The 15,575-nt window shown below is 61.7% G+C and carries 13 protein-coding genes, 2 tRNA genes and 1 pseudogene; 8 read left to right on the top strand and 8 right to left on the bottom strand.

What is annotated here, in order from left to right:
• Positions 1-6: 6 nt before the first annotated feature.
• The 4 genes from fliF to ACVWZ4_RS06690 all read right to left on the bottom strand — a co-directional run bounded on the left by fliF (position 7) and on the right by ACVWZ4_RS06690 (position 4,719).
• Entirely contained in the window at positions 7-1,620 is a 1,614-nt protein-coding gene (fliF, locus tag ACVWZ4_RS06705) for a flagellar basal-body MS-ring/collar protein FliF (RefSeq protein WP_456739953.1), read from the bottom strand.
• A gap of 192 nt (positions 1,621-1,812) precedes the next feature.
• Complete coding sequence (sciP, locus tag ACVWZ4_RS06700) at positions 1,813-2,088, bottom strand: CtrA inhibitor SciP (protein ID WP_002714638.1); 276 nt, start codon at positions 2,086-2,088, stop codon at positions 1,813-1,815.
• Positions 2,089-2,360: 272 nt separating this feature from the next.
• Entirely contained in the window at positions 2,361-3,083 is a 723-nt protein-coding gene (locus ACVWZ4_RS06695; RefSeq protein ID WP_456739952.1) for a flagellar hook assembly protein FlgD, read from the bottom strand.
• 13 nt (positions 3,084-3,096) lie between these two features.
• Positions 3,097-4,719, bottom strand: coding sequence for a flagellar hook-length control protein FliK (locus ACVWZ4_RS06690; RefSeq protein ID WP_456739951.1), 1,623 nt, complete (start codon positions 4,717-4,719; stop codon positions 3,097-3,099).
• A 348-nt stretch (positions 4,720-5,067) separates the two neighbouring features.
• Between ACVWZ4_RS06690 and mnmA the strand changes: the two genes are divergently transcribed.
• From mnmA to ACVWZ4_RS06670, 4 genes are all read left to right on the top strand, one after another.
• Positions 5,068-6,249: a tRNA 2-thiouridine(34) synthase MnmA gene (mnmA, locus tag ACVWZ4_RS06685; protein WP_456701399.1), complete on the top strand. Its 1,182-nt coding sequence runs from the start codon at positions 5,068-5,070 to the stop codon at positions 6,247-6,249.
• Between the two features lie 20 nt (positions 6,250-6,269).
• Positions 6,270-6,908 (top strand): class I SAM-dependent methyltransferase, encoded by a 639-nt coding sequence (locus ACVWZ4_RS06680; protein ID WP_456701400.1) that lies wholly within the window; start codon positions 6,270-6,272, stop codon positions 6,906-6,908.
• A gap of 46 nt (positions 6,909-6,954) precedes the next feature.
• Entirely contained in the window at positions 6,955-7,317 is a 363-nt protein-coding gene (locus ACVWZ4_RS06675; protein WP_456701401.1) for a hypothetical protein, read from the top strand.
• 258 nt (positions 7,318-7,575) lie between these two features.
• Positions 7,576-7,652, top strand: a tRNA-Met gene (locus ACVWZ4_RS06670).
• On the opposite strand, the gene ACVWZ4_RS06665 is transcribed toward ACVWZ4_RS06670, so the two are convergent.
• The 3 genes from ACVWZ4_RS06665 to ACVWZ4_RS06655 all read right to left on the bottom strand — a co-directional run bounded on the left by ACVWZ4_RS06665 (position 7,609) and on the right by ACVWZ4_RS06655 (position 10,781).
• Positions 7,609-9,267: a recombinase family protein gene (locus tag ACVWZ4_RS06665; RefSeq protein ID WP_456705156.1), complete on the bottom strand. Its 1,659-nt coding sequence runs from the start codon at positions 9,265-9,267 to the stop codon at positions 7,609-7,611. The genes ACVWZ4_RS06670 and ACVWZ4_RS06665 overlap by 44 nt on opposite strands.
• A 386-nt stretch (positions 9,268-9,653) precedes the next feature.
• Positions 9,654-9,738: transfer RNA gene (locus ACVWZ4_RS06660), tRNA-Thr, on the bottom strand.
• A gap of 758 nt (positions 9,739-10,496) precedes the next feature.
• Positions 10,497-10,781 (bottom strand): hypothetical protein, encoded by a 285-nt coding sequence (locus ACVWZ4_RS06655; protein ID WP_456701402.1) that lies wholly within the window; start codon positions 10,779-10,781, stop codon positions 10,497-10,499.
• A gap of 240 nt (positions 10,782-11,021) precedes the next feature.
• On the opposite strand from ACVWZ4_RS06655, the gene ACVWZ4_RS06650 reads away from it, so the two are divergent.
• From ACVWZ4_RS06650 to ACVWZ4_RS06640, 3 genes and pseudogenes are all read left to right on the top strand, one after another.
• Positions 11,022-11,423: a hypothetical protein gene (locus tag ACVWZ4_RS06650; RefSeq protein WP_456701403.1), complete on the top strand. Its 402-nt coding sequence runs from the start codon at positions 11,022-11,024 to the stop codon at positions 11,421-11,423.
• Positions 11,424-11,557: 134 nt separating this feature from the next.
• Positions 11,558-12,034: a hypothetical protein gene (locus tag ACVWZ4_RS06645; RefSeq protein WP_456701404.1), complete on the top strand. Its 477-nt coding sequence runs from the start codon at positions 11,558-11,560 to the stop codon at positions 12,032-12,034.
• Between the two features lie 1,208 nt (positions 12,035-13,242).
• A pseudogene (locus tag ACVWZ4_RS06640) lies at positions 13,243-14,190 on the top strand (IS630 family transposase).
• On the opposite strand, the gene ACVWZ4_RS06635 reads toward ACVWZ4_RS06640, so the two are convergent.
• A complete protein-coding gene (locus ACVWZ4_RS06635) occupies positions 14,180-14,575 on the bottom strand; it encodes a hypothetical protein (protein WP_456701405.1) in 396 nt (131 codons plus the stop codon). The pseudogene ACVWZ4_RS06640 and the gene ACVWZ4_RS06635 overlap by 11 nt on opposite strands.
• 267 nt (positions 14,576-14,842) lie before the next feature.
• On the opposite strand from ACVWZ4_RS06635, the gene ACVWZ4_RS06630 reads away from it, so the two are divergent.
• Positions 14,843-15,463, top strand: a complete 621-nt coding sequence (locus ACVWZ4_RS06630) for a recombinase family protein (RefSeq protein ID WP_456701406.1) — start codon at positions 14,843-14,845, stop codon at positions 15,461-15,463.
• Positions 15,464-15,575 lie beyond the last annotated feature (112 nt).

Here is a 15,575-nt window from a genome sequence, read left to right as displayed (position 1 = left end):
ACTCGATCATTTCGCGGGTTCGGTCAGCCATTGCCGGATGATGGCGACGGTTTCGTTGGGATTGCGTTCGGCGAGCTCGCCGACGCGATGAACGGACTGGGCGTGGACCTGGCCCTGGATGGTGGCGACGTCGATGGCGCTGGCGGCGCCGCCCGGCAGCAGCGGCTGGCCGGAGGGCGGGGCGGCCTCTTCGGAAGCTGCGGGGCCCGAGAGCACGCCGGAGATGGCGGCGGCGACTTCGTCGGAGGCGAGGATGCGCTTCACCAGCGGGCGGATCACCATGAACATCACGACCAGGCCGAGCAGCATCATCACGCCGAGCTCGACGAAGTACATGACGTCGTCCTTGGTGAATTGCAGCATGCCGAGAAAGCCGGAGGGCTCGACGATCGGGGCGGTGGAGGGGGCGTCGGCAAAGCGCAGATTGACGACCTCGACCTGGTCGCCGCGCTTCTGGTCGAAGCCGATCGCCGAGCGCACCAGGGTGGCGATGCGGTCGAGCTGCTCCTTGGTGCGGTCGGTGTAGGTGAGTTCGCCCTTGTCGTTCTTGGTGTAGATGCCGTCGACCAGCACCGCGACCGAGATGCGGTTGACCCGGCCGGCCTCGGTCACTTCGGTCTTGGTGGTGCGGGAGATCTCGTAATTGTTGGTCTCTTCGGTCTTCTTGCTCTGGTCCTTGGCGGCCGGGCCGCTGTTCTGCTGCTGACCGGGAAGCTCGTTGTTGACCGTGACCTGGCCGTTATTGTCGGCCGTCATGCTCTGCTCTTCGCGGGTCTGGGTCGAGCGCAGCACGCGGCCTTCAGGATCGTACTTGTCCGAGGTCTGGGTAATCTTGTTGAAGTCGAAATCGGCGGAGAGCTGGACCCGGGCGCGGCCGGAGCCGACTACGGAGGAGACGATGTCCTCGACCTCCTTGCGCAGCCGCTTCTCGAAGGCGATGCGCCGGTCGTCGCCTGCGGCCTGCTCCGGATCGGTCGCGGCGCCGTCGGCGAGCAGCTGGCCGGCTTCATCGACGATCGAGACCCGCTGCGGCTTCAGACCGTTGACAGCGGATGCGACGAGGTGGCGGATGGCGCGGATCTGCTGGGCTTCGAGCGCGCCGCGAACCCGGACCACGATCGAGGCCGACGGCTCCGGCGCGTCGCGCGCGAAGAGCGGGCGCTCGGGCAGCACGAGGTGGACGCGGGCGGCCTGGATCCGGTCGATGGCCCTGATGGTGCGGGCGAGTTCGCCCTCCAGCGCGCGCAGATGATTGATGTTTTGGACGAAAGAGGTCGTGCCGAGCGCGTCCGACTTGTCGAAGACCTCGTAGCCGACGCCGCCGCCCTTGGGCAGGCCGCCCTCGGCGAGCTTCATGCGCAGACGCGTGACCTTGTCCTTGGGCACCATGATGATGGTGCCGTCATTGCGCAGCTCGTAGTGAATGCCCTGGCGTTCCAGGTCTTTGATAATGCTGGAGGAATCCTCCATGCTGAGGTCGGTGAACAGCGTCGTCATCTGCGGCGTGGTGACCCGCATGATGACGAATGCAAAGAAGCCGATGAGGGCGGCGGTGACCGCGATCATCGCCCCGAAGCGGGCGGCGCCGATACCTTTTAAAAAGTCCGCAAGACCCTGCAAGCAACCGCCCCGACAGATTCGACCCGCAACCCAAGAGCGGCCGACTGGGCAATTATTGCCTAGGTGATGGTTTCGATATGGTTAACGAACATTAAGAGCTCGGACAAAAGTCGCGCCAGAAGCAAACATGAAAAAAATCGGCCTCGCAAAGCGGGGCCGATTTTCGTCAAAGGCAGCAGATTTCCGTATTGCTTACTGGCGATATTGCTGAATGCGGGTGGTGCGAAGCCCCGCCAGACCATGCTGGTCGATGGAAAACTGCCAGGATAGGAATTCGTCGACCGTCAGGGTGTAACGGCTGCAGGCCTCCTCCAGCGAGAGAAGTCCGCCGCGAACTGCGGCTACGACTTCGGCCTTGCGGCGGATGACCCAGCGTTTGGTGCCGGGTGCGGGCAGATCTGCAATCGTCAGCGGACTGCCGTCCGGCCCGATGACGTATTTTACCCTCGGGCGATGGGGTTCTGTCATGGCGTACTCACAAACTCTCAACCACTGAACTCACTCAGGAACCCTACGCCGGCCGGCTTAAAAATCCGCTAAGCCTAAGGCTTCAATACAATTCTCGTTGAAACTGGCTGGAACGACGCTGGCCCGGCGGGCTGAAAACAAGATCTCAACCGGCCGGGCGGGGTCTGGGTAAATACTTTACTAACTGACGAGAGCTGCGTGGACGTCGCAGAGGCCTTCAAATGTGGTCCCGGCGAACGCCACGGACCGTACTTCAATGCGCGGGCGCCGGCTTAGTTGCTGGTGCTCGTGCTCGCGACGACGCTCTTCACCTGGCTCAGCGTATAGCTGTTGCCGTCGATGGTGAGCAAAGGCGGCGACTGGGTCAGGTCGACTGATGACACCGTGCCCTGCACCTGGGCGGCGACGCCGACAGTGTTGCCGGAGGCGTCCTTGCCGGTCGCCGTGATCGTGTACTTGCCATCGGGCCATTGCGTGCCGTCGTTGCCCTGGCCGTTCCAGGTGAAGGGAATGTCTGCGCCGGCACCGGCGGAATATTGGCCGTTGAAGACGGTCTGGCCGGTGGAATTGGCGATGGAGATACTGACCGTGGCGCTGGAGGGCACGTTGAGATGCCAGGTCGCCGAGGACTGCGACAAGGTCGCGGTGGTGCCGTCGACCACCGCGCTCTTGCCGACAAAATCCAGTGCCTGGGTTGCCTGCGTTGTCTGCTGCAGGGTCACGAGCTGCGACAGCGAATCATTGGTCTTGAGCTGTTGCTCGACGCCGGCGAACTGCACCAGTTGCTGGGTGAACTGGTTGGTGTCGAGCGGATCGAGCGGGTTCTGGTTCTGCAGCTGCGTGGTCAGCAGCGTCAGGAAGGTCTGGAAGTTGCCGGCGAGCGTCGCGCCCGTGGACGAGCTCAGGCTCGCGCTCGACGAGGACGAGGAGGATGACGAGGTCTGCGTCGTGCCGGAGACGACTGATGGCGCGGTGGCGGCATTCGTGGTGGTCATGGCCTGATACTCCTCACACTCTGATATCGACGCCACTGCTCGATCCGAGCATGCGGCCATAACTGCGGCTGACGGGCGCGGCTGGCGCCTGGTCATCCTCGCTGATGATCAGCCGGCGGGAATTGCCAGAGTTGTCGTTGTTCTGGCCGGTGTTCTGGCCCGATGAATTCTGGTCGCGCAGGCTGAAGGAGAGCCCGCTGCTGCCGGTCTTGAGGCCTGCATCGTCGAGCGCGCGCTGCAATTGTGGTGCGTCCTGCCGCAGCATCTGAAGCGTCTCCGGCTTCTCGACCGTGAGATGCGAGGTGACCTGGCCGTTGCGGTCGACATTGATGCGGACGTCGATACGGCCGAGATCGACCGGATCGAGGCTGATGTCGAAGCGGGTTTTTCCGGAGCGCGCGGCGGCCGCGATCTCGACCGGGATGCCGCTGATCGGCACGGCATTCGCATTGGCCGCGGTCGCGGTGAGTGTCGCGGTCGATGCGGTGGCGGCCGACGTCGTGGTGGTCAGCGGCGCCTGCACGGCGTTGGCGGCCTGTGTGCTGGCATCGGTCGTGGCAGCAACCGCTTGCGTATCGGCATGGACGTGCGTGATCGATGCGGCCGGGGTGGCATCCGCCTTGCTGTCGGCGGCGGCGGGCTTGCCATCGGCAGTCGTCGTATCAAGCTGCGGCTTGGCGGTTTGCGGATGGGCGGCGATGGTCGTCGGCGCGGCCGCCGGATTTTGTGCAGGCGTTGTCGCCTGCGCGGTCTTGCCGGTGTCCTGGCCGATATTGGAGACGTCGGTCTGACCTTGCGCTGTCGCGGCGGCCTTGAACGAGGTTTTTGGCGTGCCCTGGTCGACCGCGGTCAGCTGCACGGCGTTGACAGTCGCATCGGTCGCGCTCGCGGGGGTCGTCGTAGCGGCCGCATCGGTGAGCGCGGCCTTGCCATCAGTCGTGGTCTTGCCATCGGTCTTCGTGGCCTTGCCGGTCGCATCCAGCTTGAGGCCGGATATCTGCGCTGCGGTCGAGGTGCTGGCGGCGATGCCGGCAGCCGCGATCGTCAGCGGCGAGGACGCCGTGCCATTAGCCTGGGCCGCCGCGGCATTTGGATCAACGGCAACGACGGGTACGGCAACGGGAACGGCGGTCGGATCAGGCGTCGCTGCCGGCGTTGCAGTCTGTGCCGCGGCCGTGGCGTCCACCGCGGCGGCGCGACCGTCGGTGCCGTCGGTCTTGGCATCCTTCGTGCCGTCGGATTTGTCGGCCTTGAGGATGGTGGCGTCGGTCTTGCCCTTGGATATCTCGTCAGCCTTGGCCGGCGCGGGCGGTGCGTTGCTAGCCGGCGGCGCGGAATCCGCGGCGTCGCTCGGCTTGCTCTGCGAGGATTGATCGCTCGAGGCGGTGTTGTTTCGGTTCGGCGAGGAGGAGGATGACGACGGCGCGGAGGATGACGACGAATCACTGCGCCGCGGCGCGTTGTCCTGGCTCGAGGACGGCGGCGCGCTGTTGCTGATGGCCTGGGTGTTGCTATCGATCAGCGAACCGAAGGAATCGCCGGGCGTGGTGTCCTGGGTGTTCTGCGGCCGGACAGGCTTCTGCTGCGCGCTCGACACCTGCGCACTTGCCGCTACGTCTGACGTGACACCAACCACAGGCGACCCCTTGAAAACAGCTTCGGACCAGAAGGTCAGCAAGGAGCGGGCCAGTCCGGGAGCTTCCGATTTTATGATGTAAAATCAACGTCTTGATTGGAAGTCGCCGACCCGCCGGCCGGCTTTCAGCCCCGTCATTTCTGCCGCCCCCGGCAAGAATTGCCCTCACGTCCGGGCGGGCATGATTGCTTCACCGGAATGCCGCCTATATTAAAGGATAGCTCTCAGCCGCTTTCGACCGGGCAAGCCAGTGCCCCCGAGGGAACAAGGGTTCCCGGGGACCGCTGACGTCCCGGTCCAGAGCATCAGCAATCGCGGCAAACGCCGCCGTCACGTCAGCTTAGGCCCATGCTCAACAGTCTGGATCTCGAAGGCCGTCCTGAGGATACCAGGGTCGTCGTTGCCATGTCGGGCGGCGTCGACTCCTCGACGACGGCTGCGCTGTTGAAGGCCGAGGGCTACGATGTCGTCGGCATCACGCTGCAGCTCTATGACCACGGCGCGGCCACTCACCGCAAGGGTGCCTGCTGCGCCGGCCAGGACATTCACGACGCCCGCGACGTCGCGGCCAAGCTCGGCATTCCCCATTACGTGCTCGATTACGAGGATCGCTTCCGCGAGTCCGTCATCGACAACTTTGCCGATTCTTACGCGCTCGGCGAGACGCCGGTGCCCTGCATCGAGTGCAACCGCTCGGTCAAGTTCCGCGATCTCCTGAAGACCGCGCGCGAGCTTGGCGCGCAGGCACTCGCCACCGGTCATTACGTCGCCTCGCGGCGCTGCGACGATGGGTCGCGCGCGCTGGTCTGCGCCGCCGACAGCGACCGCGACCAGAGCTATTTCCTGTTCGCGACCACGCAGGAGCAGCTCGACTTCCTGCGCTTCCCGCTCGGCGACATGACCAAGCCGGAGACGCGCGAGCTCGCGCGCCGCTTCGGCCTTAGCGTCGCCGACAAGCACGACAGCCAGGACATCTGCTTCGTGCCGACGGGGCGCTACACCGACATCATCACCCGTCTGCGTCCGAACGCGATGGAAAGCGGCGACATCGTCGATCTCGACGGCCGCGTGCTCGGCCAGCATCACGGCATCGCCAATTTCACCATCGGCCAGCGCCGCGGTCTCGGCATCGCGGCCGCCGCGCCGCTTTTCGTGGTGCGGCTCGACGCGGCCAACCGCCGCGTCATGGTCGGCCCGCGCGATGCGCTGAAGATGCACCGCATCGCTTTGCGCGACGTCAACTGGATTGGCGGCGGCGACATCGACCGCGCCATCGGGTCTGGTCTCGAGCTGTTCGTGCGCGTGCGTTCCACGCGTGCGCCCCAGCCAGCCTGGCTGCGCGGCGCTGACGGCCATTACGAGGTCGAGCTTGTCGCCGGCGAAGAGGGCGTCTCGCCCGGCCAGGCCTGCGTGTTCTACGACGCACCGTCAGGGCAGGCGCGCGTGCTCGGCGGCGGGTTCATTCAGAGCGCCGCCGCGAAGGTGGCTACGAGCACGGCGAGGCCGCTCGTCGAGGCGGTCCGCGGCTAGGAAATTTCCGGGGCAGGGGCATGGCAGCAGACATCTCGCGGGCCGGGGTCGAGAAGGCCTATGGCCGCTGGGCGCCGGTCTATGATCTCGTGTTCGGCAAGGTGTTCGATGCTGGCAGGCAGTCGACCATCGCCGAGGCCGACCGCATCGGCGGCCGCGTCCTCGACGTCGGCGTCGGCACCGGCTTGTCGCTGTCGGATTATTCGCGCACCACGAAAATCTGCGGCGTCGATATTTCCGAGCCCATGCTGCGCAAGGCGCAACAACGCGTGCGCGCGCTTCGCCTCTCCAATGTCGAAGTGCTCTCGGTGATGGACGCGAAGAACCTCGCCTTCCCCGACGCCTCCTTCGACGCGGTGGTCGCGCAATATGTCATCACTGCGGTGCCCGATCCCGAAGGCACGCTCGACGAGTTCGTGCGCGTGCTCAAGCCGGGCGGAGAACTGATCCTGGTCAACCACATCGGCGCCGAAAAAGGGCTGCGCAAACTCTCCGAGCTCGCCTTTGCGCCCTTGGCGCGCCGTCTCGGCTGGCGTCCGGAATTCCCGTGGGCCCGTCTCGTCAACTGGGCCGCCAAGCACGGCGGCATTACGCTCGCCGAGCGCCGCCCCATGCCGCCGATGGGCCATTTCTCGCTGATCCGCTACCATAAATCGTAATGTTCGGCCGGGGGAACGGGGCGCGGGTTCCGCGCGTTTCCTTCCCATGCGCACGACATCATCAATCATCCTGGCCAGCCTCGTGATCGCAGCCTCCGGCGCGGCGATCGCGCAGGCCCCGCCCGCCCCGGCGACGCCGCCGCAAGCGACCGCGCCGCCATCCCCGCAGCACACGGCGGACTGCGCTCCGCAGGACCGCCCGAACCGCGCCACCGCGCCTGACGGCACCACGACGGGTCAAGCCCGGGAACCGCTCGGCGACAAGCTGGCCAAATCCGACGGCGTGCTCTGCCCGCCATCCGGCGTCGACCCCGAAATGCACGCCCCCGCGCCGAGCACCGACGGCAGCATGCCTGTCATCCCGCCCCCCGGCAGCCCCGGCGGCGACCCCACGATCAAGCCGAAATAGCGTAGTTCGTCGCCCTGCTTCGCCTCTCCCCGCCGGGGAGCGGCCGGAATCCGCGCGCAGCGCGAATGTCGGGTGAGGGGCCTCCCCGCGGGTCCGGCGTCCGAAAACGGGCGAGTCCGCCGCCGAAATCGGCCCTTTTCCACCCTCAACCGCCTTGTCCCGCCAAAGCTTTAGCGAAGGCGGATTGACTTCCCACCGCCCCCTTCCTTATATGCCGCGCGTTCGCGAGATCGGCTGTTCAGCCGTTCGCGACCCTGTGGCGGGGTAGCTCAGCTGGTTAGAGCACGGGAATCATAATCCTGGGGTCGGGGGTTCGAGTCCCTCCCCCGCTACCACCTTTCCCCACACTCCTTTGACTTGGTTTGGATAGTCCTTTTCCCCGAGCAGGGCGTTTAGCCGGCCTGCTATCTCCACGGCTACACCACCTGGGCGGCCTGGATCGCGGAACACAGTGATCGTCTCGACCAAGTCCCTAATGGCTTCTGCGGCCTCTGCGTCGCCCGCACTGACACCTTTACCCAGTGCTTCTTCAAGCCGACCGAGTTGCTCCTCATATCGTTTGAGGATGGCCGGATGCAGCGCGACTTCCTTCACGGCGGGTGGTTCACTCTGCAACTCCTCAGATATCCGCTTTCGTTCGGCATCTAAGGCAGTCGATCGCGGTCCGAGAACGGATGGATCGCCATGTCCTTTCGCGATCGCATCCACCAGTCGTTCGATTTCCCGGTTTAGTTGCCCAAGCTGCTGCTCAAGGCGCTGCCGTTTCGCATGTGAGGTGGCCGCGAGGCGCTTCCGCTCCTCAAGATACGTGCGTACGTATTCCGAGATAACCTTCGGCGCACGCAATTCGGCCTTTAGACCGTTGAGGACCGCGCTCTCGACGGCGTCCAAATAAAAAGTCTTGGCGTCTGGACACGTGCCGCTCTCAGTCGCCGTCGAGCAGCGAACGCGAACGCGCCCTGATTTGTCGCGACCATTGGTCGCCATGCCCGAGCCGCACGAGCCGCAACGGAGCAGGCCAGATAGCATCCGACGAGGCCGGCGTTGATGGCTGGGGTGGGTGTGACCGCGATCCGCTTTGCGCTGCTGAGCAGATCGGAATAGCTCTCGATTGACAATTGCAAGATGCGGCACTTCAGCCACCTGCCAGTCAGTCTTTGGATTTGGTCGTGAAAGGCGCTTTCCCGAGTCGGGATCTTTCACCATCCTGACTTTGTTCCAAACGAGGCGCCCTACATAAAGCTCGTTTTGCAGAATGCCGGCTCCCCTCTCGAGATTGCCATTGATAGTTGAGGCATTCCATGTCCGCCCTCGCGGAGGTGATACCCTCTCCTTGTTGAGATCGTGCGCGATTTCGCGAGGTGTCCGACCGTCCACGTATTCCTGGAAGATGCGCCGGATCACTTGTGCCTCGGCCTCGACGATGACTCGTTCGCCACTCTTTCCAGCGACCGCAGCGTATCCGTATGTTAGACCACCTCCCGCCAAACCCTGCCTGACCCGACCTGCTTGGCCACGCCGCACCTTGTGCGCGTTGTCCTCGCGATAGAGTTGTCCGACCAGGCCGCGAAGACCGACTAGCACGGTGTTCACGACGCCTTCGTGGACTGCCCGGATCTCGATGCCGAGAAAAGATAATCGTTTGTGAATACCTGCGAGATCTTCCATGTCGCGAGAGAGGCGATCGAGCGCTTCGACGATTACTACGTCAAATGATCTCTCCCGCGCTCGGTCTAACATCCGCAGAAGGCCTTCGCGGCCCATGACAGAGCCACCTGAGCGAGCCCGATCTTCATGGGTGCTGACAACCGTTAAGCCTTCGCGCTCTGCATAGCTTTGACAAAGTGAAAGTTGATCTTCAATCGAACGCTCGTTCTGAAGATCGGTTGAAAATCGAGCGTAGATCGTCGCTCTCTTCCTTGTCTCTTCGATCGGCAAGCTCTCTTTCATGATCTTCCCTTGCCGCCAGACGAGCAAGTACGCGTGCAAGGCGTAAGATCGCCTTGTCTGGTTTCGTCTGCAAGGACAATTCGCGAGGCGCTTCACGCACGGTCGAATTCTAGGTGATTTGCCAGCCCAACGAGGTGCACGCACCTGCGCTGGCGCCAGTCCGTGTTCATCCAGAGCATCATACTTGTGCGGTGCATAAACCGAATGGCCGCTATGAGCTCGTCGTGTAATTGGATACCGCGGCGACGAAAATGAGATAGAGTTCAGAAGGCCCTCACCGCCGAGTGCGTGCTGCTAAGCAGGACTACATCAGCTCTCTGGCACGTAGCAGATGGTGGGCCGACAAACCGGCACCACCGGGCGCGTCAGTAAGTTGTTGAAATCACTGGCGCTCCCTAGGGGAATCGAACCCCTGTTTCAGCCGTCACTAACAGAGTGCGACCTCGTTGCTAGTTCGACCCGAATTAACCTGCAACTAGACCGTTATGAGCGGCGGATAACGACTGTGGTCTCGTTCGTTCCGCCTCGCCCCGATCGTTTCTGCTGCGAAACTGGTGCTGTGAGGGCTGCTCATGCAGACGAGCCGGGCCGACCTCCGCAAGGTATCCCATCGCATGACCATCAGCGGATCGACCTTACCCTCTCAAGGAGGTTACCGAACGTCCCCTTCCGTCGTCTGAAAGATAGAGCGATACGCTGGCGGTCCTGTAGGAGGAAACAGCCTCGTCGATGTGTTTGTCGAGGACAAAGTGCTTCGACCCGTTTGCTCACTGCTGACAAATGGCGAGTTCACGGCTTTGCTTTCTCAGCAGGGAGGCAAGAGGCTCCGAACCATGGCACTCGAGTTTGGACTTTCCGTTCGAAATCGCTCGCGTAAGTCAGGGGCAGCCACACTCCAGACCCAGTCGCAATGCTCCAGGCCGTCACTGCGCAATTGAACGCCCGGTAGGACGCGATAGCCTCCTCGTCTATAGGAAGACCAAGTTGACCGATTTCCCAATGAAGTTTCGCCAACAAGTCCGTTGGGCTATTCAATCCAAGACGCTTCCTGTCAGGCATCGGGGGCGGCTCCTCAGTTCAACGCACATCTTGACTTGGGGCTGGAGCCCTCTGGTGAGCCTGAATTGTACGAGTACGCGCGATAACGAGATTCCGAAGAGCCGTGCGCGTCTGATGCCGAGCTGCCCTGCGGCCTATTCGTCTGTCCCCCCATTTATTAGGAACAGTGATCAGCGCTGATCGCTTATGAGCGAAATGGTCATTCCGCCATTGCCGTCAGGCTGCACGCTATAGGATCTGCGCGAGTAGACCTTCTGGCCGGAAACCAGTCCCGCGCCCCCTTGCACTCTTTGAATATCCTCTAAGACCTTGAGGTCTTTTTGGCTCATCTCAACTCCAAGCATGCTAAACGCGGCAAGGTTTAAAGTGTAGTCTGCCTGACAGATCGTGCGCCTCAAATTCGGGTCGTGCTGGACAGCCGTGCTCCCGGTAACGACGATGTACTCGTCGGCCATCTGGGGGCAGCCGGTCCAACTGAGTTAAGAACTTCGCGGCATCTGGAGCGTTTTGGAGCTCTTTGAATGAACGCTCGTAGCACTGATCCTCGGTCAATCCGGAACAGTAACCCGGATTTTGTTTCGCCTTCACCGCCACGTTCAAGTAGGCCACTGCCGACAAGGCACTGCCGGCATTCTTGATCCCTGCGATGAGGCCTAGCCAGATCCTGAAAGCCATTAACAATGAGAACCTTGCGGATGGCTGCCGTCATGTTCAACAGCGCCTGCGAAGTGTCGATCAGCGGGTCGCGCACGTCGGCTTTCGTCTTGAAGCAGTCTTCGTTGGGATCGGCGCTCGCCAGGGAAGGCATGGTCGACAGCAAAGCGAGCGGAACCAGAAAAGCAAATCGCATCGGAAATCCTCAAAAACAAATTGATGCCAGTTGCGCGACCGCTGTGCAAGGTGCGAGCGTGAAGCCTTGGGCAATTCGCACATCGATGCGGCGACCGAACTCAACGCCGGCTTACGAGCTAGAGAACCACATGTGCTGCAAGGACTGCTCAGAGGTGCGCGGCATCGGTACAAGCGCAGCCATCTGGTGCCATGCGACCGAACAAGCTTTCGGCGAGCGATCCGCCGTCGACGTGATGGCCGGGTGAACGATAGGACGAGCCCCTGATCACTGCAACTTTGTGGATCGGCTGCCTTCCATCAGTCCTTTTGGCAGAAGACGTGGTATTTTTCGGCAGTGGTCCATACCGGACCGGTCCAAACAAGCAGGGGTGGAAAAAGGATGGTGGCCGAGGTTTTCGCAGGTCTGAGCGCGTTTAATTCGATGTTCAACATTGCGAAGTCAATGAAGGACATGAACGATGAAAACGTTCGCAATAAAGCTGTATCTGAGCTTTGGGAACACATCTTTACTGCCCAGACAAGATACGCCGAAGCGGCAGAAAAAATTCAGGAGCTGGAAGCGAAGCTTAAGACCTTCGAGGATTGGGAGGCACAAAAAACGAATTACGAGCTTGTTGAACTGGAGCCAGGCATCCGGGTTTACCGCACCAAGCAAGCAGAGGCGGAAAATGGATCATCCGTTGAGGTGTGCGTCAGTTGCTTCGGTGACCGGCACATCGGGATATTGCAGAGCCAGACTTGGAACCCCGGTAGATGTGACGTGATGGTTTGCAACGACTGTGGGTCCGTCCTTTATCTAAGCGGAAGTCCCCATCCCGACCACAAGACATATAGGCCGACGCCATACAAGACCTGACTAGTCAGCGTCCTGATGTGCAATCTCACAGCATCACCACCAACCAAGCCGCGATCATCAGCCTGTTGCGGGTGATCAGCGGCTAGGTCGGTAATCTCGCGCCGATGCCCGGCGTGTTTCTGATTGTCCCGGTCTAGTGATGCGCAATTCCAACGCCGGGTGCGATATGGCGTTCATGCGTTGGCATGCCGCCTCCACCGCGCACGGATGGGCCGCCGGTCACCAACACCCGCAACACCAGCTCGCCGCACCGGCACGCTGGCTCAAGCCTGAGAACCGCTGTTTGGTGCCGGCCACCCCTTCGTCGAGTACGCGCCAGAGCCGAACCCTGAGACGAAGAAGGACTTTGAAATAAAAAGTCACAGTTGCGTGAGTAGCCCGATTTTCTGAGGGTTTGAATTACTCATCGGGCGAAACCAGCGGTGGCGTAGGAGGACTGATCAGCCAGCGCGTGTCGCGGGCGCTTTCCGGTCCTCTTTGACAGCCTCGGCAAAGATCGCGTGAGGTCCGACGCACAGAACGCTGGGCACGCGCTCGATGAGCGCGAGGCAGCGGGGCACGACGCGGATGTAGCGGTTCGCGCGCGCTCTTCACGGTCGCCTTGACGTAGGCCTCTTCCGCTTCCTTGCGCTTGTTGTCGTGCTCGTCCAGGAGCTTGCGAGCAACGGCCCAGGACGACCTCGCCAGGGCCGCTGTCGTCCCTCTCGTGATACGGGACGGTGGGAAAGTTGTGCCAATCGGTAAACGGGCGTAGCGCCCGGCGCGAACGAATTGCAAAGATGTCGATCGACCGATCCTGTGCACGTCGAATCATGTTCAGAGGGAGATCTACTTTTATGAAGAGGCAAATTGCTGTTGCCCTAACCTTTCTCTCATTTCTCTACCCTTCAGCAACAATCGCCGCGGACTACTCAATTTCGAATGCTTCGCCGGTAGGAAAAGTTGCAATTCACAAACATAAGAAGCCGAAATTCCATAAGTCCGACGATGACTATTTGTGTCACGAGGCACCACTCGCGCCTTACTGTCGATGCGACAACCCGCAGTATTGCGAGACCTGGTGCCAAAACCCCGATAACTTTTATTGTGATCCAAACGGCTATTGCGAGTGTCGCTAGAGCGGTTCACGAATTTATTGAATCGGAAGGGATTCCGGATCAGAGACGAATATGATTCAAGATGCTGGCTGGGATGGAGGCCAGCATCCGATGGTCCGACCAATTTCCAATGATCTGCGTAAGCGTGCGGTTGCGGCGGTTGTAAAGGGCGAGAGCTGCCGCTCGGTAGCAACACGGTTTGGGGTTGCGGTTTCGTCGGTTGTGAAGTGGTCGCAGCGTTATCGGACGAGCGGCTCGGTAGCGCCCGGAAAGATGGGCGGCCATCGCAAGCCCGTGCTTGAGCCACATCGCGCCTTCAGCAAGGAGCGGATCAGTCAGACGCCGCATTGACGCTTCACGCCCTCAAGGACGAGCTTTTCGCGCGCGGGGTCAAGGTCTCCCACAATGCGGTTTGGCTGTTTCTACGGCGCGAGGGACTGCGGTTCAAAAAAAACGCTGCTCGCCCTCGAGCGAGCTCGCTCCGACATCGCGCGTAGACGCCAGCGCTGGCGCTCATGGCAGGCCAAACTCGATCCCCGGCGCCTGGTCTTTATCGACGAGACCTGGATCAAAACCAATATGGCCCCACTGCGCGGATGGGGACCAAAAGGCGAGCGGGTGCGCAGCTTCACGCCACATGGTCACTGGCGGACGCTGACATTCCTTGGCGCATTGCGCTGTGACCGTCTCACCGCACCCTGCCTGTTCGATGGCCCGATCAACGGCGAATGCTTCCGCGCCTATGTCCAGCAGGTTCTCGTCCCGCAGCTTCAGCCGGGTGACATCGTCATCTTGGACAATCTCGGCAGCCATAAATCGGCTGCCCTGCGCAGCCTGATCAAAGCCGCCGGCGCCAGGCTCTGGTACCTACCGCCATACTCCCCCGACCTCAATCCGATCGAACAAACCTTCGCCAAGATCAAGCACTGGATGCGCTCCGCCCAGAAGCGCACGATCGACGACATTTGCCGCCATATCGGCGGCCTCATCACAACCATCCAGCCCAACGAATGCAGCAACTACTTCGAAAACGCCGGATACGCTTCCATCAAAACGTGAAACGCTCTAGCATCAAGAACTCGGCTTCACCATCAGGCTGAACTACAGTGGCAGCAACGAGCGGCTTGCCGTCGACGGTTTTGGGCTTCCGTATCCAGGAAGCCGCGCTTTTCAGCGCGGTGGCTTTGCAGAACTTCACCCAATAGGAAAACGCGACCGCCGTGCCCTCCGGCAAGAGCTGTATGTCTTCCGCCGAGGCTGACAAGATGAGAAAGGCCGGTTTTCGGAGCAAGTCCGGATGCAGCGGCTGAACCCGCAGGCTAAAGCGCAGAGCCGAACCCAGCCTGCGAACGACCGCTCTCGTCGGCAGAAACGCGCCTAGGGGCCGGTCTCTCTGAAATACTTGACGCGGAGCCGCATCACACAAAACCTTGGCATGGGTCATGCAGACTAATCGTCACCGGGGAATTGCCCATTTCCCCCCTCCCGGGGGCTGGAAAGCCGCCGCTCGCGCGACATTTAAGCGGGCGGCGTTTTTGCTTCATGCACCCGCAAATTTCACAGTGTTCTGAATCGATTTTCCCGGTGTCCTACGACAGTACCGAGCGCTGCACCGGTGGTTCGATTTCCGCGCTGGTTCACTAATTCAGTTTGAAAATTCAAAATGAACCAATATTATATGAACCATCCAAAGTGAACCGGAGGGGTCGAGATGTTCGTTCGGGCTTACCTCAGAGCGTCGACCTCGGAGCAAGATGCGAACCGAGCGCGGAGCCAGCTTAAGTCCTTCGCCACCGAGCGCGGACTCACGATCGCCGCGTGGTACGCCGAGAACGAGAGCGGCGCCAAGCTCGCCCGGCCGGAGCTGTTCCGCCTGCTCGCGGATGCACACCCGGGCGACATTCTCCTTGTCGAACAGGTCGACCGTCTATCGCGCTTGACCGCTGAGAACTGGGAGCGCCTCAAAGCGGAGATGACCGCGCGTCGCGTGCGCGTCGTGGCGCTGGACCTGCCGACGTCATGGATGATGGCGACCAACGCAGGTGACGAGTTCACTGGCCGCATGTTTGAGGCGATCAACGGCATGCTGCTCGACATGCTCGCGGCCGTGGCGCGGAAGGACTATGTTGATCGGCGTCGACGGCAGGAACAGGGCCAAGCGAAGGCGAAGGCAGAGGGCCGCTACAAGGGCCGCCCGGAAGATACGGACCGAAATGACGGCATCGCCAACATGCTTGCCGCTGGCCAATCGTGGGGATCAATCCAGAACATGACCGGCTGCAGCCGCGCGACAGTGGCGAAGATCGCGAAGCGCATCAAGCAAGCCGCCTAACTTCGAAAAACCGGACAAGCACGAACCCATGAGTTCTCCAGTCACCTGTTCGAGTTGTGGCGAGGGCGTCCCCGACGATCTCGATCGCCCGTCAAGATATCCCTGTCCGCGC

The sequence above is a fragment of the Bradyrhizobium sp. USDA 4472 genome, from assembly GCF_054058595.1.
Note: the sequence above shows the minus strand (reverse complement) of the source record. Positions and strands in the feature narration are given on the sequence as shown.